General features: G+C 68.5%; 18 protein-coding genes. 12 read left to right on the top strand and 6 right to left on the bottom strand.

What is annotated here, in order from left to right:
* Positions 1-369 precede the first annotated feature (369 nt).
* Positions 370-942: a hypothetical protein gene (locus LRX77_RS09540; RefSeq protein ID WP_231832665.1), complete on the bottom strand. Its 573-nt coding sequence runs from the start codon at positions 940-942 to the stop codon at positions 370-372.
* 60 nt (positions 943-1,002) lie between these two features.
* Between LRX77_RS09540 and LRX77_RS09535 the strand changes: the two genes are divergently transcribed.
* From LRX77_RS09535 to LRX77_RS09525, 3 genes are read left to right on the top strand one after another with little or no spacing between them, the layout of a single operon-like run.
* The gene (locus LRX77_RS09535; protein ID WP_231832664.1) at positions 1,003-1,686 is read left to right on the top strand and encodes a hypothetical protein; all 684 of its coding nucleotides are present in this window, start codon (positions 1,003-1,005) and stop codon (positions 1,684-1,686) included.
* A gap of 10 nt (positions 1,687-1,696) precedes the next feature.
* Positions 1,697-2,137, top strand: coding sequence for a DUF4186 domain-containing protein (locus tag LRX77_RS09530; protein WP_231832663.1), 441 nt, complete (start codon positions 1,697-1,699; stop codon positions 2,135-2,137).
* An 8-nt stretch (positions 2,138-2,145) separates the two neighbouring features.
* A complete protein-coding gene (locus tag LRX77_RS09525; protein ID WP_231832662.1) occupies positions 2,146-2,727 on the top strand; it encodes a mismatch-specific DNA-glycosylase in 582 nt (193 codons plus the stop codon).
* 100 nt (positions 2,728-2,827) lie between these two features.
* On the opposite strand, the gene gndA is transcribed toward LRX77_RS09525, so the two are convergent.
* Positions 2,828-4,288 (bottom strand): NADP-dependent phosphogluconate dehydrogenase, encoded by a 1,461-nt coding sequence (gene gndA, locus LRX77_RS09520; protein WP_231832661.1) that lies wholly within the window; start codon positions 4,286-4,288, stop codon positions 2,828-2,830.
* Positions 4,289-4,390: 102 nt separating this feature from the next.
* Between gndA and LRX77_RS09515 the strand changes: the two genes are divergently transcribed.
* Together LRX77_RS09515 and LRX77_RS09510 are read left to right on the top strand one after the other, a co-directional pair.
* Entirely contained in the window at positions 4,391-5,515 is a 1,125-nt protein-coding gene (locus LRX77_RS09515) for a Na+/H+ antiporter NhaA (RefSeq protein WP_231832660.1), read from the top strand.
* Positions 5,516-5,617: 102 nt separating this feature from the next.
* On the top strand, positions 5,618-6,577 hold the full coding sequence (locus LRX77_RS09510; RefSeq protein WP_231832659.1) for an aldo/keto reductase: 960 nt from the start codon (positions 5,618-5,620) through the stop codon (positions 6,575-6,577).
* 31 nt (positions 6,578-6,608) lie between these two features.
* Here the strand turns inward: LRX77_RS09510 and LRX77_RS09505 are convergent, their stop codons facing one another.
* Positions 6,609-7,826, bottom strand: a complete 1,218-nt coding sequence (locus tag LRX77_RS09505) for an NAD(P)H-dependent flavin oxidoreductase (RefSeq protein WP_231832658.1) — start codon at positions 7,824-7,826, stop codon at positions 6,609-6,611.
* A 312-nt stretch (positions 7,827-8,138) separates the two neighbouring features.
* Here LRX77_RS09505 and LRX77_RS09500 point away from each other — a divergent pair, with 312 nt between their 5' ends.
* The 3 genes from LRX77_RS09500 to mfd all read left to right on the top strand — a co-directional run bounded on the left by LRX77_RS09500 (position 8,139) and on the right by mfd (position 13,470).
* Complete coding sequence (locus tag LRX77_RS09500; RefSeq protein ID WP_231832657.1) at positions 8,139-8,789, top strand: 50S ribosomal protein L25/general stress protein Ctc; 651 nt, start codon at positions 8,139-8,141, stop codon at positions 8,787-8,789.
* A gap of 128 nt (positions 8,790-8,917) precedes the next feature.
* Positions 8,918-9,550, top strand: coding sequence for an aminoacyl-tRNA hydrolase (gene pth / locus LRX77_RS09495; protein WP_231832656.1), 633 nt, complete (start codon positions 8,918-8,920; stop codon positions 9,548-9,550).
* A 2-nt stretch (positions 9,551-9,552) separates the two neighbouring features.
* Positions 9,553-13,470 (top strand): transcription-repair coupling factor, encoded by a 3,918-nt coding sequence (gene mfd, locus LRX77_RS09490; RefSeq protein ID WP_231832655.1) that lies wholly within the window; start codon positions 9,553-9,555, stop codon positions 13,468-13,470.
* 22 nt (positions 13,471-13,492) lie between these two features.
* On the opposite strand, the gene LRX77_RS09485 is transcribed toward mfd, so the two are convergent.
* Genes LRX77_RS09485 through LRX77_RS09475 form a run of 3 tightly spaced genes read right to left on the bottom strand, consistent with a single transcriptional unit; the run spans position 13,493 to position 17,653 of the window.
* Positions 13,493-14,242, bottom strand: a complete 750-nt coding sequence (locus tag LRX77_RS09485) for a MazG family protein (protein ID WP_231832654.1) — start codon at positions 14,240-14,242, stop codon at positions 13,493-13,495.
* Entirely contained in the window at positions 14,235-15,344 is a 1,110-nt protein-coding gene (locus tag LRX77_RS09480; RefSeq protein WP_231832653.1) for an ABC transporter permease, read from the bottom strand. Before LRX77_RS09480 ends, LRX77_RS09485 begins: the two co-directional genes overlap by 8 nt.
* Positions 15,344-17,653 carry an ATP-binding cassette domain-containing protein gene (locus LRX77_RS09475; RefSeq protein WP_231832652.1) on the bottom strand — a complete coding sequence of 770 codons (2,310 nt, stop codon included), beginning with the start codon at positions 17,651-17,653 and terminating at the stop codon, positions 15,344-15,346. Before LRX77_RS09475 ends, LRX77_RS09480 begins: the two co-directional genes overlap by 1 nt.
* Before the next feature lie 184 nt (positions 17,654-17,837).
* Between LRX77_RS09475 and hisS the strand changes: the two genes are divergently transcribed.
* From hisS to LRX77_RS09455, 4 genes are all read left to right on the top strand, one after another.
* Complete coding sequence (gene hisS / locus LRX77_RS09470; protein ID WP_231832651.1) at positions 17,838-19,178, top strand: histidine--tRNA ligase; 1,341 nt, start codon at positions 17,838-17,840, stop codon at positions 19,176-19,178.
* Between the two features lie 86 nt (positions 19,179-19,264).
* Positions 19,265-20,341, top strand: coding sequence for a methionine ABC transporter ATP-binding protein (locus LRX77_RS09465; protein WP_231832650.1), 1,077 nt, complete (start codon positions 19,265-19,267; stop codon positions 20,339-20,341).
* Positions 20,338-21,084 (top strand): methionine ABC transporter permease, encoded by a 747-nt coding sequence (locus LRX77_RS09460; protein ID WP_231832649.1) that lies wholly within the window; start codon positions 20,338-20,340, stop codon positions 21,082-21,084. Before LRX77_RS09465 ends, LRX77_RS09460 begins: the two co-directional genes overlap by 4 nt.
* Before the next feature lie 51 nt (positions 21,085-21,135).
* Complete coding sequence (locus LRX77_RS09455) at positions 21,136-21,957, top strand: MetQ/NlpA family ABC transporter substrate-binding protein (RefSeq protein WP_231832648.1); 822 nt, start codon at positions 21,136-21,138, stop codon at positions 21,955-21,957.
* Positions 21,958-22,029: the final 72 nt, after the last annotated feature.

Raw genomic sequence — 22,029 nt, 5'->3', positions numbered from 1 at the left:
GGGGACCGTGTGGGAGAGTAGGACACCGCCGGAACATCATTCACGGAAGGCCACCCCGAAACGGGGTGGCCTTCCGTCGTTAACCACACACCACGCCAACCACACAACCACCACGACCAGGACTGGCAGGAATGCTTCAGCATGATGAAGACCCTGTCTATAACGGACAGGAGACACACCATGAGTGAATACAACAATCGCGGCGACGACAGCCGCCGCGACAGCAGTCAGGGTCGCAACAGCCGAAATGATCACCGGGGCGGGTCGGGGAACAACCACCGCAGCAGTGGCGGCCCGAAGCGTCAGTACCGTGACGGCGGCCGCAGTGGCGGCCAAGAACGTCACGAGTACCGCGGCGGCGGCCGCTGGTCAGATCGGCCTCGCCGAGACGGCGACGGTGCGGGCTCGTCTCGCGGAGGCTATCGCGGGCACGACGACCGGCGGAGCGACCGTGACAACCGTGACGATCAGCGTAATGGGTACCGGAACGGAGGCGATCGCCGGGACGATCGCCGGGACGACCGGCGCGGCTATCGCGGAGGTGACGATCGGCGTGACGATCGTCGGTCGAACTTTCAGGGACGTGATGATCGACGCGGTGGCTACCGTGATGATCGCAAGGGCGGGTACCGCGGGCGTGATGATCGACGCACCGACCGCACCGACCGTGGTGGGTACCGCGGCGGGAACGACCGTCGTGACGACCGTCATGATGATCATCGTCAGGACGGCTATCGCGGGCGTGATGATCGGCGTGGTGGTTACCGTGGCGACAGCGATCGGCGTGACGATCGTCGTTCGAACTTCCAGGGTCGCGACGATCGGCGCGGTGGCTACCGCGATGATCGCAAGGGCGGGTACCGCGGGCGTGATGACCGTCGTGACGACCGTCGATCCGACTTCCGAGGCCGTGATGATCGACGTGGCGGCTACCGCGCCCATGACGAGCGCCGGTTCGACGAGCGCGCACCGAGGCGCAATGAGCCGGAGCTTCCATCGAATGTGCGCCCCGACGACCTGCCTTTCGGCATGCGCGTCGAGCTCAAGACCCTCGCACGGGAGAATGCCGATGTGGTCGCGCAGCAGCTCGCGGTCGCTCTCGCGCTGATCGACGACAACCCGGCCGAGGCATACACGTACGCGGCCGCAGCTGTGAAGCGAGCTGGGCGCATCGCGATCGTTCGCGAAGTCGCCGGCATTGCGGCATACCGTTCGGGTGACTGGCAGACCGCGCTGCGCGAACTGCGCACGCATCGTCGCATCACCGGCAGTCAGCTGAACATCGCGCTGCTGGCCGACGCCGAGCGCGGCCTGGAACGCCCGGCAGACGCCATCGCCCTGGCCGAAGAGACCGATCTCACCGAGGTGCCGACCGAGGTGCGCGTCGAGCTGGCGATCGTGGTCAGCGGTGCCTGGCGTGATCAGGGCAAGCTCGGCGAGGCGCGCAAGGCGCTTGAGATCCCCGAGCTGGATCCCGACACCGCCTTCTCATACAGCGCCCGTCTCTTCGACGCGTACGCAGACGTGCTGCGCGCACTCGAGGATCCCGAGGCGGATGCCTGGGAGCGGCGTGCGAAGATCGCGGCCCGCGTCTGGAACGAGCACAAGCACGGCACGAGCGGCGAGCCGAAGCCGCTCGCAGACGACGAGGTCGAGGTCCACGACCTGGGTGAGATTCTCGAGTAGTCTTCACACCATGAACGACCCGGCCGGAGTGCTGACGAGACTCGCGCGGTCCGCTTTTCGCGCGAAGTTCTGTCTGACGAAGGCCGACGCCGACTACGCGAGGCAACGGGGCAGGGCGACCATCGCATCCCACGCCCGTGACCTGTTGGCCAAACGGATCGGCGCGGCGCACCCGTTGCACGACGGGCGGCAGACGCCGTATCACGGGCATCCGGTCTTTCCCGCGCAGCATGCCACGGCCACCTGCTGTCGGGGCTGTGTCGAGAAGTGGTACGGGATTCCGAAGGGGCGCGAGCTCACTGCTGAGGAGCTTGACCGGCTCGCCGCGGTGGTCTTGGCATGGATCGACCGCGATCTGCAGCGTGATGCGGCGAACCGCACGGGCCGAGTCTCGGGACGTGTTTCGGCGGGCACGCAGTCGGCGCCGCATGCCGGTGCACACGAGAGGTGACGACGTCTATGAAGCGATTCACCAGAGCCGAGCTGCTCGCGCATGAGAACGGCACCGTTGACGACATCATCGGCGCGAACACCAAGCTGCTCTTCGTCGGGGTGAACCCGGGGCTGTGGACGGCCGCGGTGAACGCTCCGTATGCATACCCGGGCAACCGGTTCTGGCCGGCGCTCGAACGGTCAGGCCTGGTGCAGCGGCACTTCGATGCCAGCCACGGGCTGAGCGCTGCCGATCGGGCTGACTTCGTCGCGGCAGGGCTCGGCTCGACGAACTTCGTCAACCGCGCGACGATTCGCGCTGACGAGCTCTCTGCCCATGAGCTGCGAGCCGGTGCCGCGCGTCTCGACGAGGTGGTGGCGCGTGTGCGGCCGAGGGTGGTCGCCGTGCTCGGCGTGATGTCGTATCGCACGGCCTATCGTCGCCCGAAAGCGCGCATGGGGCTGCAGACTGATCGGCTGGCCGGCGCCGAGCTGTGGGTGCTGCCGAACCCGAGCGGCCTCAACGCCCATGAGACGATCGACAGCATCGCTGCGAAGATGCGTGAGGCGGGCGTGGCCGCCGGGCTGCTGTCTGCAGCACAGGAATGACACGTCGGCGCTCGATCGCCAGTCTGCGTCACTCCTGTGCCGATACCTGCGGCGGTGTCATGCAGATGCCGTTCTCGCTCGGCACCGCGGTGAGCGGGGACTACGCCTCGACTTCGCTGCGGTCGCCAGACCACAGCGTGTGGAACGCCCCCGCCCGATCGACGCGACGATATGTGTGCGCGCCGAAGAAGTCCCGCTGGCCCTGCACGAGAGCGGCGGGCAGGCGAGGCGAGCGCAACCCGTCGAAGTAGGCGAGCGAGCTGGCGAACCCGGGCACTGGGATGCCGCCGAGCGCCGCGTGAGCGACGATCTGTCGCCACGCGCCCTGCGTCGCATCGAGCACCTCGGCGAAGTGAGGCGCGGTGATCAGCGATGCCGGAGCATCCGTCGGATCGCCCTCGTACGCGGCCGCGATCAGGTTCAGGAACCCGGCGCGTATGATGCAGCCGCCACGCCAGATGCGGGCGATCGCCGCGAGGTCGATGTTCCAGCCGTGCTTCGCCGCTCCGGCTTGGATCTCGTCGAAGCCCTGGGCATAGGCCACGATCTTCGAGGCGAGCAGTGCGAGGCGCACCGCCTCGACGAAGGCGTCGCGGTCGGTCACGCCGAGCTGGCCGTCGGGGTATCCGGCGGATGCGGTGAAGCGCTGCTGCGCCGCCTGGCGTTGAACGGGGCGGCCGCTCAGCCCGCGGGCGAAGACCGCCTCGGCGATGCCCGTGACCGGCACGGCAAGGTCGAGGGCGGTCTGCACCGTCCACGTGCCGGTACCCTTCATGCCGGCCTCATCGACGATCACGTCGACGAGCGGGCTGCCGGTCTCAGCGTCTACCTGGCGCAGCACCTCTGCGGTGATCTCGACGAGGTACGAGTTGAGGTCGGTCTTGTTCCACTCTGCGAAGACGTCGGCGATCTCAGCCGGCTCGAGGCCGGCGCCGCGGCGCAGCAGGTCGTAGCTCTCGCCGATCAGCTGCATGTCTGCGTACTCGATGCCGTTGTGCACCATCTTCACGAAGTGGCCCGCGCCGTCGGTGCCCACGTGCGTGACGCAGGGCTCGCCGTCGACCTGTGCGGCGATCGACGCCAGGATCGGCCCGAGGGTCTTGTACGACTCGTCGCTGCCGCCGGGCATGATCGAGGGGCCGTTGAGCGCGCCCTCCTCGCCCCCCGAGATGCCTGCGCCGACGAAGTGCAGCCCACGTGCACGCGCCTCGCGCTCACGGCGAATGGTGTCGGCGAACTGTGCATTGCCGCCGTCGACGATGATGTCGCCCGGCTCGAACACCTCGCTGAGCTGGCGGATCACTTCGTCGGTCGGCTGGCCCGCCTTGACCATGATGATCGCGGTGCGCGGATGCTGCAGCGCCTGAGCGAACTCGGTCACCGTCTCGGTGGGCACGAAGTCGCCCTCGTCGGCATGGTCGCGCATCAGATCGCGGGTGCGCTGCGGAGTGCGGTTGTAGAGAGCGACGGTATTGCCGTGGCGGGCCAGGTTGCGGGCCAGGTTGCTGCCCATGACGGCGAGGCCGACGACCCCGATATTGGCTGATGCGCTGGAAGTCATGAGCGCAATTCTACCGTGGCCGCACGCTAGACTGGGTCGATCTCGTGGCCGGTGGCCCGAGTGGTGCGTCGGGAAGCCTGGTCGACAGACACGAGGAGACCCATGCCCGCACCCATCCCGCCCGCCGCACCCGATGACCGCGACGTGACCGCAGCATCCGCTCAACGAGCCCATCGCACTCGCAGGGTGCGCCTGACCGAGATGCTGCCAGGCATCCTGCTGATCGCCGCGACGGCGGTTGCGCTCGTCCTGGCCAACTCCGCTGCGAGCGGCGCGTGGCACGACGTGATCGAAGCGCGGCTCGGCCCGCTCACCGTGCACGAGTGGGTCGCCGAATGGCTGCTCACCGCGTTCTTCTTCGTGACCGGTGTCGAGCTGCGTGACGAGTTCTCGCGGGGCAGCCTGTCGACTCCGCGGCGGGCGCTGACGCCGATCGCGGCGGCACTCGGCGGCATGATCGTGCCCGCCCTGATCTTCGTCGCCTTCACCGCCGGCGGGCCCGCAGCGCACGGCTGGGCCATTCCCACGGCGACCGACATCGCCTTCGCGGTCTCGCTGCTCGCGCTCGTGGCACCCGGTGTGCCCGCTCCGGCCCGTGCGTTTCTGCTCGCACTCGCGGTGGCCGACGACCTGTTCGCGATGATCGTGCTCGCAGTGTTCTATACGCCGGGGCTGCATCCGACGATCGTGGCGGTGGCGCTCGGCCTGCTGGTCGGGCCGTGGGTGCGGCCCCGCCTGCGTCGGATGCTGGAGCGGCTCGCAATGTGGGTCGTCGTGCCCGCCTTCGCCCTGGTGAGCGCCGGGGTGCCGCTGCAGGGCGGGCGCGCGGGCGTGGGCGGTGCGCTGTCGCCCGGCGCCGACCCGGTCTTCTGCGGAGTGCTCCTGGGGCTGGTCGTGGGCAAGCCGGTCGGCATCATCCTGGCGACGTGGCTCGTGCAGCGCACCGGTCGCGCGTGGGGCCTCGCCCGAGCTCGACGTGCCGGCACCGTCGCGGTACAGCGCACCCCGGCGTCGGTCAGCTGGCCGGACCTCTGGGTGGTCGCCCTGCTCGCCGGCGTCGGGTTCACGATGTCGCTGCTGGTGGCGCAGCTCGCGTTCTCAGGCGGTGATGCGGATGCTCGGCTGCATACCGAGCATGCAACGCTGGGCGTGCTGGCGGCTTCGTTCGTGGCTCCTGCTCTGGCCGCGACCGTGTATCGGCTGCTGCGCAGAACAGATGTGGCGTGACACGTCGCAGCAGCGTGCGAACGACGGCCGCAGCCGATATGGTGTGCAGACATCCGAGCGAGCCTGCCCCGGAACAGCGCATGACCGAAAGGAAACCAGACCATGACCACGTCAGCGACCAGAGTGATCGGCAAGAGCGGCATCGAGATCTTCCCTCTCGCATTCGGGGGCAACGTCTTCGGGTGGACAGCCGACGAACAGCGCTCGCACGAACTGCTCGACCGGTTCACCGAGGGCGGCGGCAACCTGATCGACACGGCAGACTCCTACTCGGAGTGGGCTGACGATGAGCACGTCGGCGGCGAATCCGAGACGATCATCGGGTCATGGCTGCGCGGGAGGGATCGCTCCTCTGTGGTGATCGCCACGAAGGTGGCGAAGTACTCCAAGCGTCCAGGGCTCTCACCGGCCAATGTCGCAGCCGCAGCAGACGAGTCGCTGCAGCGACTCGGCACCGACTACATCGACCTCTACTACGCGCACGAAGAAGACCCGAACGTGCCCATCGAGCAGACGGCGCAGGCCTTCGACGACCTGGTGAGAGCCGGCAAGATCCGCGCGATCGGCGTCTCGAACTTCTCGGCCGAGTCGACTGAGGCCTGGCTGAAGGTCTCGCGTGACAACGGCTGGGCAGAGCCGGTGGCCATCCAGCCGCACTACAACCTCGTTCATCGCAACGACTACGAAGAGCATCTTGCGCCGCTCGCCGCGCGCGAGAACCTCGCGGTGCTGCCCTACTGGTCGCTCGCCTCGGGATTCCTCACCGGCAAGTACCGCGAGCCCGTCGAGCAGGGCGATTCGCCGCGGGCAGGTGCTGCATCGAAGTACGCTGTGCCGGCCGGCCTGGCGGTCATCGACCAGCTCGACGAGATCGCCCACGCGCACCAGACGTCGATCGCCACCATCGCCCTCGCCTGGCTGCTCACGAAGCCGCAGGTGGTGGCCCCGAACGCCTCGGCCTCACGCGTCGATCAGGTCGCGGGGCTGCTCGCGGTCGGCGAGGTCGAACTGACCGCCGACGAGGTGGCCGCGCTCGACCAGATCTCGACCTGGGGTCACTGACCCTCAGCTGACCGGTCGCGCCTGCCACGACTCAGCCGCGGGCGCGCTCCAGCTCGGCGATGAGCACGTGCACGAGGTCGGCCGCCGGCATCTCGCGAGCCCGGCCGACCTCGGATCCGGCCCAGAGCGCGGCGAACGAGGCGGCATCCCCATGCGCGGCTGCCGCCGCCGCCAGCGCCTTGCCCGCGTCGTAGGTCAGCGGATAGTCGGGAACCCGCACTCCCAGCGTTCTCGCCCGCGCGCCGATCTCGTGCATGCGATTGCGCAGCCCGCGGGCAGGGCGGCCCGAGATCGCGCTGGTGAACGCGGTGGGATCGATCGCAGCGCGCTGCTGTCTGCCGAGTTCGGTGCGCGTGCTGCTCGACCGCATGCTGCTGAGCCGGACGCGACTGACCTCCTCGCGGATGCGCTCGCGGTGTGCTGACGCGGTCGCCGCCTCGGGACAGAGCAGAAACGCCGTGCCCAGCTGCGCGGCGACGGCACCCGCCGAGAGGGCGTGCGCGACGTCGACGCCATTCATGAGCCCGCCGGCGGCGACCACCGGCAGGTCGACGTCCTGCACCACCGCGGCGACGAGGTCGAGCGTCTGGGCCCCGCGCGAGGCCCGCGCATCCGCATCGCCGTCGGGCGTCGCATCGAACACGCCGCGGTGCCCGCCGGCCTCGCATCCCTGAGCGATCACGGCATCAGCACCGGCCTGCTCGACGATGCGCGCCTCGTCGGGCGTGGTCGCCGTCACGAGCACCAGGATGCCTGCATCGTGCAGCTGCTCGATCACTCCCGCGGCCGGCAGCCCGAAATGAAAGCTCACCACGGTCGGTCGGGCGGCGACCAGCACATCGACCAGCCGCTGCGTGTTCTCACCTGGGGTCGCCGCACTGGCGTAGATCGGGCGCAGCGTGCTCGGCGCGGCCGCTTCGAGGGCGGCGAACTCTGACTCGAGCAGTCGCAGCCACGACTGCGTCACCACGGCGCTCGACCGCGGCTCGACGTGCGCGAAGAAGTTGACCATGAACGGCCGCCCGGTCAGCTCGGCCGTGCGGGTGATCTGTTCGCCCGCCCGCGTCGGATCGGCGCCCCCGACGCCGAGCGATCCCAGGCCGCCGGCGTTCGACACCGCAGCCGCGAGTTCGGGCGTGGTCGCGCCGGCCATGGGCGCCTGAATGATGCGGATGCCGTGCAGCAGCATCCGTGCCTGCTCGCGCCGCGAGGCGGATGCAGACTCAGGTGCAGACGAAGTGGGGAACATCGGGCCTCCTCTGACTCGTTCATCGTACGAGAATCGGTGCCGGTGGCCGAACTTGCGGCTTGGCAGCGGGCCTCGACACGACATAGACTGTGCACTGATACTTCGGCGAGGGCCGAGGCCGCTGCGCGAGCAGATGCCTCAGCCGTTATCGACGCAGTGAGTGGGCAGCCCGCCCTCTCCTCGCGCGTGAGTGCTTGAGTTGAGAAAACCGTCGACCACCCGATGCCCCGCGGCATGACGCCGTGCGCTTCGAGCGCGTCGACACCATACGGCGGGTGCGCACGAGCGCATCCCACTGATCAAGGAGACAACATGGCAGACAACGCCGAGAACACCTTCGACGCCATCGTGCGCACCAGCTTCGGCAAGGGCGCTTCGCGTCAGCTGCGCCGCGAGGGCCAGACCCCCGCAGTGATCTACGGCCACGGCGCAGATCCCGTGCACGTCGCACTCGAGGCCCACCAGCTCGGCCTCGCCCTGCGCACCTCGAACGCGCTGCTCACCGTCAAGACCGGTGACGACGAGCACCTGGTGCTCGTGAAAGACGTGCAGCGCGATCCGGTCAAGCGCATCATCGAGCACGTCGACCTGTTGGCCGTCAAGCGCGGTGAAAAGGTCGAGGTCGAGGTGCCGCTGCACCTCGTCGGCGAGCCGGTCGGCGGAACCATCGCCGAGACCGACCTCAACACCGTTCTGCTGAGCGTCGAGGCCATCGCCATTCCCGAGAACGTCAAGATCGAGATCGAGGGCGCCGACGAGGGCACCAAGATCTATGCGAAAGATCTCGTGCTGCCCGAGGGCGCTGAGCTGGTCACCGATCCCGAGGCCCTCGTGCTCTCGGTCATCATTCCGAGCGCGGCCGACATGGGCGACTCGGCCGACGAACTCGCCGTCGAGGCCGCTGAGGCCGAGGCTGCCGCAGAGGCCGCGGGTGCCGGCGACGCCGAGACGACCGAGGCCTGATCGACTCGAGCAGCTGCTCCGCTGGGCCGCGTCGCGTTCGTTCGCGCGCGGCCCAGCTCCACATGCAGGCCCGCACCTGGCCGGTCGGCAGCCAGCCAGACAGACAAGAAGAGAGCAATCACCGCACCGTGAGTGACACCCCGTATCTCATCGTCGGTCTTGGCAATCCCGGGGCCGATTACGAGGCAACGCGACACAACGTCGGTCACATGGCCGTCGAGCGTCTTGCCGCCGACCTCAGTGCCGGTTCGTTCCAGCGCAACAAACGTGCGAACGCCTTCGTGGCGACGGGCGTGACCCGAGCATCCGCCGCTCACGCGACGCACACGCCGGGCCAGACGATCAAACTGCTGCTCGCGCACCTCGGCAGCTTCATGAACACCTCGGGCGGTCCCGTCGCCGCCCTGCTCGACTACTACCACGTCACCCCCGGTCACCTGATCGTGGTGCACGACGATCTCGACCTGCCGTTCGGCACGCTGCGCCTCAAGAGCGGCGGCGGCCACGGCGGGCACAACGGACTGCGCGACATCATCGCCGCGACCAAGACCCGCGACTTCGCACGAGTGCGGGTGGGCATCGACCACCCGCCGGGCCGGCAGCCCGTCGCCGACTACGTGCTGCGCCCCTTCTCGAGCACCGAGCGTCGCGAGCTGCCCATGCTGGTCAGCGATGCGGCGGATGCGGCGCTCGCCCTCGCCACCGATGGCCTCGAACCGGCCCAGCAGCGTTTTCACGCTCCGCACGACAACCGAAAGTGAGCATGGCAGCCAAGCGCAGCAACGTCGACTCCGAAGCAGCTGAGGCAGCCTTCGTGCTGCCGGATCACGCCGAGGCGATCACTCGAGCCTTCGCGGGCACCGACGCCTTTCAGCGGGTGCGCGAGGCGATCGACGAACGCGACCTGAACATCGTCGGCATCGAGCGGCTGCGCACGGCGCTGCTGGCCGCGATGATCGAGGAGTATTCCGGTGACGATCTCTCGGGCGACCCCGCTGCTGACGCCGGCGGCCAGTACCTGATCGTCACGCCGACCGGTCGTGAGGCCGACGTTCTGCTGCGCGCCCTGCGCGAACTGCTGCCCGAGGCGTCGGTGCAGGAGCTGCCGGCCTGGGAGACCCTGCCGCACGAGCGGCTGAGCCCGTCGCCGCAGGTCACCGGGCAGCGCCTCGAGGTGCTGCGCTCACTCGCCGACTGGCGCGACGCGCGCGATGACGCCTCGAGCGCTGAGAGCGGCGCGGCCGCAGTCCAGCCGAAGGTGCAGATCGTGATCGCGAGCGTGCGTGCAGCGCTGCAGCCCGTCGCCGACAACCTCGCCGGCATCCGCCCGCTGCATGTCGCCGTGGGCGAGGAGCATCCGCTCGAAGAGTTCGCCACCCGCCTCGTCGAGATGGCCTACGCGCGCGTCGACCTGGTCACTCGCCGCGGGGAGTTCACCGTGCGCGGCGGCATCATCGACGTGTTCCCGCCGACCGCCGACTACCCGGTGCGCATCGAGCTGTTCGGTGACGAGGTCGACACCATCAAGCCGTTCCACGTGGCCGACCAGCGCACCGACGATCAACAGCTCGACATGGTCGACATCGGCGCCAGCCGTGAGCTGCTGCTCACGGAGCACGTGCGACAGCGCGCTGCCGAGATGCAACACGAGTTTCCGAATCTCGCGGGCATGCTCGAGAAGCTCTCGCAGGGCATTCCGGTCGAGGGCATGGAGTCACTGGCGCCTGCACTCGACGACCACCTCGTGCCGATCACCGACTACCTCTCGCAGGATGCCGTCGTCGCCGTGGTCAGCCCGGAGCGGGCCCGCACCCGTGCCAAGAACCTGGTCGCGACCAACCGTGAGTTTCTCGAGGCCGCGTGGAGCGCCGCCGTCGCCGGAGCCGAAGCACCGATCGACCTCAGCGCCGGCGAATACCTCGACCTCGATGCGCTGCGCACGGCGGCAGCCCCTCGTCACTGGTGGCAGATCTCGCCGTTCGACAGCGAGATCGCCGGTGCAGAGACCGGTGGGGCGGATGCCGCAGATGCCCCCGCGGGATCGGTGCCTGTCGTCGCGCGGGCAGTGCCGAGCTTCGCAGGCGACGCCAACGGAGCGATCGAGCATGTGCGGGCGCTGCTGGCCGACGGCTGGCGCGTGGTGATCACAGCGGTGGCGAAGGGCACGGCCGCCCGCACCATGCAGCTGCTGGCCGATCAGGAGGTCGCCGCGCGCCCCGCATCCGCCGCAGCGATCGAGGCGGGCGTGGCCGGCATCCTCGTGGCCGATGTCGACGAGGGCTGGGAGCTCGCCGACGAACGGCTGGCGCTGATCACCGAGGCCGAGTTCTTCGGGCGCACCGCCGGCTACAACCGGGGCCAGCCGAAGAAGCTGGCGAGCCGGCGGCGCAAGACGGTCGACCCGCTGCAGCTGAAGCCGGGCGACCTGGTCGTGCACGACAAGCACGGCATCGGCCGGTTCATCGAGCTGACCAGCCGCGAGGTCGGCGGGCGCGACGGGCGGCACCTGCGCGAGTACCTCGTGATCGAGTACGCGCCGAGCAAGAAGGGGCACCCGGGCGACCGCCTGTACGTGCCCACCGACCAGCTCGACCAGCTGACGCGGTATGTGGGCGGGGAAGACCCGACGTTGTCGAAGCTCGGCGGTTCTGACTGGTCGCGCACCAAGAGCAAGGCGCGCAAGGCGGTGCGCGAGATCGCGGTCGGGCTGGTGAAGCTCTATGCCGAGCGCACTCGTGCGAGGGGGCACGCGTTCGGGGCTGACACGCCCTGGCAGCACGAGCTCGAAGAGGCGTTCCCATATGCCGAGACGCCTGATCAGCTGCAGACCATCGACGAGGTCAAGCACGACATGGAGCGCGAGATGCCCATGGACCGCCTGCTCGCCGGTGACGTCGGCTTCGGCAAGACCGAGGTCGCGGTGCGTGCGGCGTTCAAGGCGATTCAGGACGGCTACCAGGTCGCGATGCTGGTGCCGACCACGCTGCTCGCCCAGCAGCATGCCGAGACGTTCGCCGAGCGGTATGCCGGGTTCCCGGTGAAGCTGCGCACGCTCTCGCGCTTTCAGACGGCGAAAGAGACCGCCGACACGATCGCCGGGCTCGCCGACGGGTCGGTCGACATGGTGATCGGCACGCACCGCATTCTGAGCAAGAGCGTGCACTTCAAGAAGATCGGGCTGGTGATCATCGATGAGGAGCAGCGCTTCGGCGTCGAGCACAAGGAGCGGCTCAAAGAGCTGAAGACGAATGTGGACGTGCTCTCGATGAGCGCCACGCCGATTCCGCGCACCCTGGAGATGGCCGTCACCGGCATCCGCGAGATGTCGACGCTGGCGACGCCGCCCGAGTCCCGCCACCCGGTGCTCACCTATGTGGGCGCGTTCAGCGACAAGCAGGTCGCCGCTGCGGTGCGGCGCGAGCTGCTGCGCGAGGGGCAGGTGTTCTACGTGCACAACCGGGTCGGCGACATCGCCAAGGCCGCCGCGCACATCGCCGAGCTGGTGCCCGAGGCGCGCGTCGGCGTCGCGCACGGGCAGATGGGCGAGAGCGAGCTGGAACGCGTGATCGTCGACTTCTGGGAGCAGAAGTTCGACGTGCTCGTCTCGACCACGATCATCGAGACAGGCATGGACATCCAGAATGCGAACACGCTGATCGTCGACGACGCGCAGCGGTACGGGCTGTCGCAGCTGCACCAGCTGCGCGGGCGCGTGGGCCGCGGCCGCGAGCGGGCCTATGCCTACTTCTTGTACGACCCGGAGAAGACGCTGACCGACACCGCCCACGACCGGCTCGAGACGATCGCGGCGAACAACGAGCTCGGCGCCGGCATGCAGGTCGCGATGAAAGACCTGGAGCTGCGCGGCGCGGGCAACCTGCTGGGCGGCGAGCAGAGCGGACACATCGCGGGTGTCGGGTTCGACCTGTACCTGCGGATGGTCGGCGAGGCCGTCGACGCGTTCAAAGGAGGGGACGCCGCGGAGCAGATCGAGCTTCGGCTCGAGCTGCCGGTCGATGCGCACATTCCGACCGACTACGTCGATTCGGAGCGGCTGCGCCTCGAGGCGTATCAGAAGCTGGCGACCGCTTCGAGTCCGACCGGGCGCGAGGGCGCCATCGACGCCGTGGTCGAGGAGTTCGAAGACCGCTACGGCAGGCTGCCGCTGCCGGTGCGCAACCTCATCTCGGTGTCTCGTCTGCGGCGTGCGCTCGCGGGCGCGGGGCTGGCCGAGGTCATCGCGGTGAGCGGCCGGCTGCGCATCGCGCCGCTCGAGCTGAGCGATTCGCTGCAGATGCGGTTGCGTCGGCTCTACGGCTCGTACACGATGCTGCCCGCGGGCGGCGGCGTGCTGATCACGGTGCCCGAGCAGCTGCTGGGCGCAGACGACGTGCAGCCCCTGGTCGACTGGGTGACCGGTGTGCTGGTGAATCTGGAGGTGATCGAGGCGCCGGTGGCTGCTGCCAGTGCGGCCGCTGAGACGCACGCTCAGGCCAGCGCACAGACCGGCGCCCGGGCGAAGGCGGGGCAGAGCGGGGCATCCGCGTCATCGGTTTCAGGCCGTGATTCGGGCGCTTCCAAGCCGCAGACCTTCGAGGAGCGAGCCGCAGCGCGTCGGGCTGCTGCCGATGCGCGAGCGCGCGAGCGCAGGGCCCGCCGGCGCAAGGCCGACGACTTCTGATCAGAGAAGCCGCCGTCTGGTGCTACTCGCCCGTGCTGCCGTCAGCAGCGCCGCCCGTCATCCCGATGACTCCGGCGTCAGAACCGGCCTGCTCGGCGGCATGAATCTCACCCTGAAAATCACGCAGCGTCGATCGCAGCGCTCGTTCTGAATCGAACCCGGACGCCTTCGCCGACGCCACGATCGCGAGCAGCAGCTTGCCCAGGTCGTCTTCGTCTTCGAGCTGAAACGCCCCGGGCTGCGTCGCGTCAAGCAGGCCCAGCTTGTGCGCGCGCCCGATGACCTTGTCGGCAAGTGAGAGTGCGGGCAGATCCTGCGGAATCCCGTCGAGCACGCTGGTGCGCTCGCTTTTCTCGCGGGCCTTGGCCGCGTCCCACACCGCGACCACGTCGTCGGCCGTCTCGGCGTGCGCGTCACCGAACACGTGCGGATGCCGATCGCGCATCTTCTTGTCGACTGCGGCCGCGAGGTCGTCGATGTCGAATCGCCCTTCGGCCTGAGCAAGGCGCGCGTGAAAGAGCACCTGGTAGAGCACGTCGCCGAGCTCCTCTTTCAACGCGTCGGTCGCTCGCTCCGACGCGTCGTCGGTCTCGATCGCCTCGAGAGCCTCATAGGTCTCTTCGAGCAGATACTTCGCGAGCGAGCGGTGGGTCTGTTCGCGATCCCATGGGCAGCCGCCCTCTGCCAGCAGTGTGTCGACCGTGTCGACCAGCTTGTCGAGCTCCGGATGACCGGCCACGGCGGCCTCGTTCGAGAACAGCGAATCAGCCAATGCGCTGCCCCTTCGCCGAGTTGCGGGACGGAGCGCGCGTGCGAGACGTGGCCCACCCGAGCAGAATCAGCGAGAGCACGATCTGCCCGGCGATGCCCCAGAACCACACCGGCTGTGTGCCGGCCATCTGCTGCTCGGGGGTCTTCGAGTCAGCCGACCACTCGCATTCCTCGATCGTCTCGATCGGAATCGCCGAGTGCTGCGCCTTGCGCAGCTCGACCTTGAGTGCGGTCAGCAGATTCGTCGGATACCCGACCGCCGTGCCGGCGTCACCGTGGCCGAACCGGGCCGGGGTGGCGTCCGCCAGAATCACGAAGGGGTTCGCGGCCAGCACCGGCCAGACCAGATCGGGGCGCTGGTAGCTGCGCTGCTCCGAGACCACCTGGCAGCGCCGGCTCTGCGCGGTGCCGTCAGCGGCTGCCCCCTCGCCGTCAGCACCCGATTGGCCGTTCGACTGGTCGGCAGCGGAATCGCCCTGCGAGCCTGACGCCGCGACGTGCGTGTTCACCTGCACGGTGCGCTCACTGGTCAGCAGGGCAGAGCCGATGTTGAACGCGAAGACCGAGCCGACGCTCAGCAGCGCGATCACGAGGTACGACAGAGCAGTCGCGGCGCCCGAGCGGCTGAAGATTCCCGAGAACGAGACCGAGATGGCCGAGAAGAAGGCGAGTTCCAAGAAGAGCACGACCAGGGCGGGCACCACGACGATCCAGCCGACGTCGCCGATGATCGCCGCGAAGAGCAGGAACGGCAGCGCCACCAAGACCAGCACGAGCGAGGCGATCCAGGCGGCGAACGCCTTGGCCCAGACGATCGTGGCCGCCGAGACCGGTGCGGTCTGCACGAGCGTGAGCACTCCGCTTTCACGGTCGCCGTTGATCGACCCGCCGCCGAGGGCAGGCACGACGACTGCGGCGAGGAACAGGGTGAAGTACAGGATCAGCGAGAACAGCCACGCGCCCAGAGGCTGGCCTTTGCTCTGACTGATGAAGTAGGCGCCGGCGGTGAGGCCGCCGATGGCGAGCAGCCAGATGATCAGCAGCGGCAGCCATCCAGAGCCGCGCACGCGCTGGCGCAGCTCGAGACCGATGAGTGTGAGCATCAGCGGTCACCTCCTTTGTGGTGGCGGAGCCGGTCGGGCGAGGTGCGGCCAGCGCCCTCGTGCGAATCGGCAGCCGGACGGTCGGCGGCATCGTCGACGTCACTCGAGTCGTCGGTCTTGGCGCCGAGCGCGTCGAGCACCGACTCAGTCGTGTCGGCCGGGGCCTGCTGCTGCAGCGCCCGGAACGTCTGCTCGGTCGCGCTGAACGCCGGACTGTAGTCGTGCACCGGAACGCCGGCGATCACGAGTCGCGCGAGCAGCAGGTTCGCCGCCTCGTCACTGCCCATCAGCACCTCGACGGCCTGCGTGACCGGGTCGAGGTCGAAGGGGGTCTCGAACCGCTGCAGCGCCTCGAGCAGCGCCTGCGGGTCGAGACTGCGGATGCGCCACGAGCGCGGCGCGGTTGCAGCCTGGTTGACCTCGGCTGACGAAGCGCTGACGCCCTCGGTGAGATAGACGACGTGGTCGGCGTAGTCGTCGAGGCCCTCGAACCAGTTGGTCGAGACGACCACCGTCTTGCCCTCGTCGGCGAGCTGTCGCAGGGCGGCCTGCACACGGTCGCGGCTGATGTTGTCGAGACCCGACGTGGGCTCGTCGAGCAGCAGCACCTGCGGATCGTGCACGAGTGCCCGCGCCAGTGAGAGCAGCTGCCGCTGACCCCGCGAGAGCTGACGCGCCTGACGCTTGGCCACGTCGTTGAGGCCGGTCTTGGTCAGCAGATCGATCGTGCGTTTGCGCGCCTCGGCCCTCGGCAGCCCGTAGAGCCGTGCGAAGGTCTGCAGCGTGTGCCGCACCGTCATGCGCGGCCACAGCGGAATGTGGTCGGGCACCCACCCGATCGACGAGCGGGCATCCTGCGGGCGGGCCACGGCGTCGATGCCGTTGATGCGCACCTCGCCGTTCTGCGGCTTGAGCAACGTGGCGAGAATCTGCAGCACCGTGCTCTTGCCGGCGCCGTTCACGCCGACCAGTGCGGTGACATGCCCAGACCGGGCCGTGAAGCTGACATCGACCAGCGCACGATTCTTGCGGCCGAACGACCGCTGCAGATGACGTACCTCGACGTTGCGTTCGGTGATGAGCGGCGCCGATGAAGGCTCGAGATCGTCTTCGTCGGCCGGTGTCTGCGCTGCGGCCGCGGTCGCGCCCGGTGTGGGCTGGCGTGCGGATGCGGCATCGGCGCTGTCGCCCGGGCTGTCTGGCTGCGGGTCGTCTGGCTGCGGGGCGGCTGAGGCCGCCTCTTCGGGAATCTCGGCGGTGGGCTGCTCTGCGAACCCGGCTGCGGACGCTTCAGCACCTGTCGGCTCGTCGTCGAGTGAGATCGGCGTCGCGATCAGCGGCAGTGCTGAAGGATGCGTATCGACGTCGACGTCTGGGTCGTACGTCGAGGTGGTGCGGGGAGCTCCTCCGAACGGGGGCTTCCCGGCCTCGTCGCTCTGCTGCGCGAGGCGTGCGCCGGCCGCAGCCTCTTGCGGCGCAACCGGGTTCGGCTCGGTCTCCGGAGCCGATGCCCCCGCGTCAGCGGCAGGTGCAGCGCTGCTCGCGGCAGCGCTGTGCTCGGCTGCGTTCGGCGCAGCCTCACCGGTCGTCACTGCAGGGTTCGTCTCAGCACCGTCCAGCTCAGCACCAGGCGCAGATTCGCTCGGGTTCGTCTCTCCCCGGGTCGTCTCAGTCGACGTCGTCTCAGTCGTGTTCGTGACAGCCGCGGTCGTCGCGGTCGTCGCCTCGGCCTGTGTATCGGCACCTGCAGCAGTGCTTCCGTCAGCAGTGGCATCGGCAACGGCGTCACCAGTGCCACGGGCATCCGCGGCATCGACCGCGCCGCCATGGTGCTCATGCAGCGGGTCGGGAGCTCCGGCAGGGCGACGGGCGCGAGCCGCACGCAGGATGCGGGCAGCATCCGCTGCGGCCTGGCCGCTGTCGTAGACGGGCCGCTCGGGCATCGCCGGCGGAGCGAACCGATCACCAGGCTGCGTCGCCGCGCCCGAGATCTGCGGGCCGTGCGCGTCGCGGTCGGCGTCTGCAGACGTCGAAGCGCCAGGCTGCTGGCCGTCGAGGGCTGCACCGCCGTCAGCGTCGGTCTCAGGCACGTCGATCGACTGCGGCCCGACCGGGTCGGCAGATGCGATGAAACCCTCGGGCTCGCCGATGGGCGCCGTCTGCGGGTGCGGTTCGCTCGCAGCCCGATCGACATCGACTGTGGACGGGCCGGGCTCGGGCACCTCGACGGTTGTCTCGGCCTTGGTGCGTCTGCGCCAGCCGAAAAGACCGCGCCTGTGCTCGTGCGCGTCGTTCTCGTTGTTCGCCATGCTCCGCCTCACTGATCGGGTTCAGACACCTGCCTGAACATTCAGCCTAAGCATGAACCCCCGACATGCTCTGTTCGTCTTCGGCGCGCCCCGCACAATCTGCCCGTGGAATCCGCAGTCTCCTGTCACTCTGCGCCGCTCACCGGCGCAGCCGACCGGGCAGCGCGTGGCATGATAGACAATCATGGCTCAGCAGATCAATCCGCCTCGCGGCATGCGCGACTTCCTGCCCGCTGACAAAGCACGCCGGGAGCGTGTGCTGTCCACAATTCTCGACACCTACCGTCGACACGGCTTCACTCAGATCGAGACGCCGGTGCTCGAAGAGCTGAGCCGGCTGACCTCGGGCATGGGCGGAGACAACGAGAAGCTCGCCTTCCGCGTGCTGCGCCGCGGCCTCACCCGTGAGAAGCTGCAGCACGCACTCGAGACGGGCGACGAGGCCGACCTCTCCGACCTCGGCCTGCGCTTCGACCTCACCGTGCCGCTGGCGCGCTACTACGCCTCGCACCACGCCGAGCTGCCCAAGGTGTTCCGCTCGATCCAGGCCGGGCCGGTCTGGCGCGCCGAGCGCCCGCAGAAGGGCCGCTACCGTCAGTTCGTGCAGTGCGACATCGACATTCTGGGTGAGCCGACGGTGCTCGCCGAGCTCGAACTCATCACCGCGACCTCGGCAGCTCTCGCCGAGCTGGGGCTCATCGGCGCGACGATCCGAATCAACGACCGTGGCATCCTCAATGCGATTCTGGCCGACTCGGGCTTCGCCGAAGCCGACACCGCGCGCGTGCTGATCAGCATCGACAAGCTCGACAAGATCGGTGCGGACGGCGTGCTCGCCGAACTGCGCGACGCCGGGTTGGGTGCGCAGGCAGAGCGCCTGGGCGCCTTTCTCGAACGGGTGGAACAGCTCGGGCTGCAGCCGCTCAGCCGCGAGGCGGTCACGAAGGCTCTCGGAGACATCGAGGCGCCCGAGGCCGTCGACAACCTGGTCACCATCGCCGAGGCGCTCGCCGCGACGACTGCGGACGACGCCCCCGCCGCCGCAGGCGCACGCCGCCGGGGTGCACCCGCAGCGGCGAGGCTGGTCTTCGACCCGACGCTGGTGCGCGGCATGGGCTACTACACCGGCACCATCTTCGAGATCTCGCACCCCTCGTCGAAGTCCTCGGTCGGCGGCGGCGGCCGCTACGATGGCATGATCGGCCGCTTCTTGGGGCAGCAGGTTCCGGCGGCGGGGTTCTCGATCGGCTTCGAGCGCATCATCGACCTCGTCGACGACTCGGCGTCTGGCCCCGAGGGCGGTCTCGTGCTGCTCGCCGACCGCAAGGCCCCGGCGCCGAACCTGATCGTGATCAAGGCGCAGGCGCTCGCGCAGACCGATCACACCCGCGTCGACATCGTCACCGAACCGAAGAAGGCGGGCAGGCTGCTCGACGAGCTGGCGGCCGATGGCTATACGCACTTCGCGCGCGTTGCTGCTGACACCGTGGCCTACGCCGACCTCGAGGTGCGCCCGCTGGGCTGAGCCCGGGTGAGGCGAGAGATGTCACACTCCGTCATATTCTTGGTCGCGATTGGGGCGTTGCGGTTCAATGCGGCTACGCTTTGCGAGTGATCACCGCTTCTCATCTCTGCAAAGCCTATGGCTCGGGCGCGGCCGCCGTGCATGCGCTCGACGACGTGAGTCTCACCGTCTCCGACGGTGAGATCTTCGGGGTGATCGGGCAGAGCGGAGCCGGCAAGAGCACACTGCTGCGCACGATCAATGCGCTGGAGCGCCCCGACCGCGGCAGCATCGTCGTCGGCGAACATGAGATCACCGCACTGACCGGCAGCGCCCTGCGTGCAGCCCGCCATGAGATCGGCATGGTCTTTCAGCACTTCAACCTGGTGGGCAACCGCACGGTGCAGCAGAACGTCGAGTTCGCCCTCGAAGCGGTCGGCGTTCGCGGCCGTGCGCGCTCGTCTCGAGCCCGAGACATGCTCGATCTGGTCGGCCTCGCCGACCGCGGCCGGCACTACCCGGCGCAGCTCTCGGGCGGGCAGAAGCAGCGCGTGGGCATCGCACGGGCGCTCGCCGGCGAGCCCAAAGTGCTGCTCTCCGACGAGGCCACCAGCGCGCTCGACCCCGCGACCACCCGTTCAATTCTCGAACTCTTTCGCCGCATCAACCGCGAACTCGGGCTCACCGTGCTGCTGATCACCCACGAGATGGACGTGGTCAAAGGCGTCTGCGACTCGGCTGCGCTGATGGAACACGGACGCATCCTCGAACAGGGCCGACTGCTCGACCTGATCGCCACTCCCGGATCGAAGCTGGCACGCGAGCTCTTCCCCCTCGACGCCGGCCAGACAGAGGTGCCGAGTGCACCTGGGCAGACCATCGTCGACATCACGTTCGCCGGCGGTGAGGTCGGCGAGGCCGTCATCGCTCGGCTCGCACGCCGACGCAGTCTCGACGTCAGCATCCTCGGAGCGATGATCGAGCGCATCGCCGGCCAGTCGGTCGGACGCACACGGCTCGCGCTGCCGGCAGTCGGTGTCGAGGCAGAGGCCGCGATCGCAGAGCTCAAGGCAGAAGGGCTGATCGTCGATGTGCTTTCGGGCGGAGCCGCCGCGTCCGCGTCGTCCGCAGCGCACATCGCGAACCCTGAAACGGCGCACACCGATGAGGAGGCCGGCCGATGATCGACATGAACGACCCGAAATTCTGGCCGAATCTCTTCGACGTGGTGCTCGAAGGCACCGGCGAGACCCTGTACATGGTGCTGATCGCGACGATCATCACCGTGATCGTGGGGCTGCCGCTCGGCGTGCTGCTCGTGGCCACCGAACGCAACGGCTTTCTGAGCAGCATCTTCGGTTCGCGTGCGCTGGCTCGTGTGCTGAACGCCGTGCTCTCTTTCATCGTGAACTTGGGGCGATCGGTGCCGTTCGTGATTCTGATGATCGCGCTCATCCCCGTGACCCGGTGGTTGGTCGGGTCGTTCATCGGCACCGGCCCGGCGATCGTGCCGCTCACGCTGGTGGCGATTCCCTTCTTCGCGCGGCTCGTCGAGATCGCGGTCAAAGAGGTCGATCCCGGCCTCTTCGAGGCGTCTGAGTCGCTGGGGGCGAGCCGCTGGCAGCTGGTGCGCCGCGTGATTCTGCCAGAGGCGATGCCCGCGATCGTGCTCGGCCTCGCCACCACGTTCACGTCGATCGTCAACTTCTCGGCGATGGTCGGCGTGGTCGGTGGCGGTGGGCTCGGCAATGTCGCGCTGAGCTACGGCTGGCAGCGCTACAGCTGGATGCACGTGATCGTCGTGATCGTGGTGCTCTTCGCGATCGTGCAGATCGCACAGCTCATCGCGAATGTCGCCGCCCGCAGACTGAGCCACCAGGGGGCAGGGCGCGCCACAGCGGTGCAGAAAGACCTCGAAACGGCCTGAGCGCCTCGCCCCTGCAGCCCTTCGACCAACGAGAAAACAGGAGACAACATCATGAACAGACTCACCAAACGACTGCTCGCAGCCGGTGCCATCGTCGCAGCCGCGGTCAGCATGACGGCCTGCAGCAGTGGGTCTGGGGCGTCGAGCGACGGCAGCAGCCTGGGCACGATCAAGGTCGGTGCCCTGCCCACCCCGGCCGGCGACATTCTCAAATTCGTGGCCGACGGGCAGGCGAAGGACGCCGGGCTCGACCTGCAGTACGTCGAGTTCAGCGACTACAACACGCCGAACCCGGCGCTCTCAGACGGCTCGATCGACGCCAACCTGTTCCAGCATCAGGCGTTCCTGGACAACTCGAACAAGAGCAACGGCACTGATCTGGTCAGCGTCGGCAAGATCTACCTGCCGGCGGCCGGCTTCTACTCGAAGAAGGTCGACAGCCTCGATGCGCTTGAGAACGGCAGCACCGTGGCGATTCCCAACGACCCCACCAACGAGGGCCGCGCGCTGGAACTGCTCGCCGCGAACAAAGTGATCGAGATTCCCGATGGCGCCACTTCGGCGAGCGACATCACGTCGAACCCGCGTGAGCTGAAGTTCGAAGAGCTGGACAACCCGACGCTGGCCCGAGCCGTCGACGATTCGAACATCGATGCTGCGTTCGTCACTTCGACGTTCGCGTTGGGCGCCGGGCTGACCGCCGACCAGGCGATCATCCTCGAGACCACCGAGAAGTACGCCAACGTGCTGGCGACTCGTCCTGAGCTCAAAGACGACGCGCGCGTGCAGAAGCTGCACGAGCTGCTGACCAGCGATGAGACGAAGAAGCACATCTCTGACACCTGGCAGGGTCAGGTGCTGCCGCTCAGCTGAGTGCGCCCATCGTCTGATCGATGACGGATGCCCGGGGCACGTTCGCGTGCACCCGGGCATCTCTGCGTGGTG

Source organism: Pseudoclavibacter sp. 13-3 (genome assembly GCF_021168475.1).
Classification (GTDB): Bacteria; Actinomycetota; Actinomycetes; order Actinomycetales; family Microbacteriaceae; genus Pseudoclavibacter_A.
Note: the sequence above shows the minus strand (reverse complement) of the source record. Positions and strands in the feature narration are given on the sequence as shown.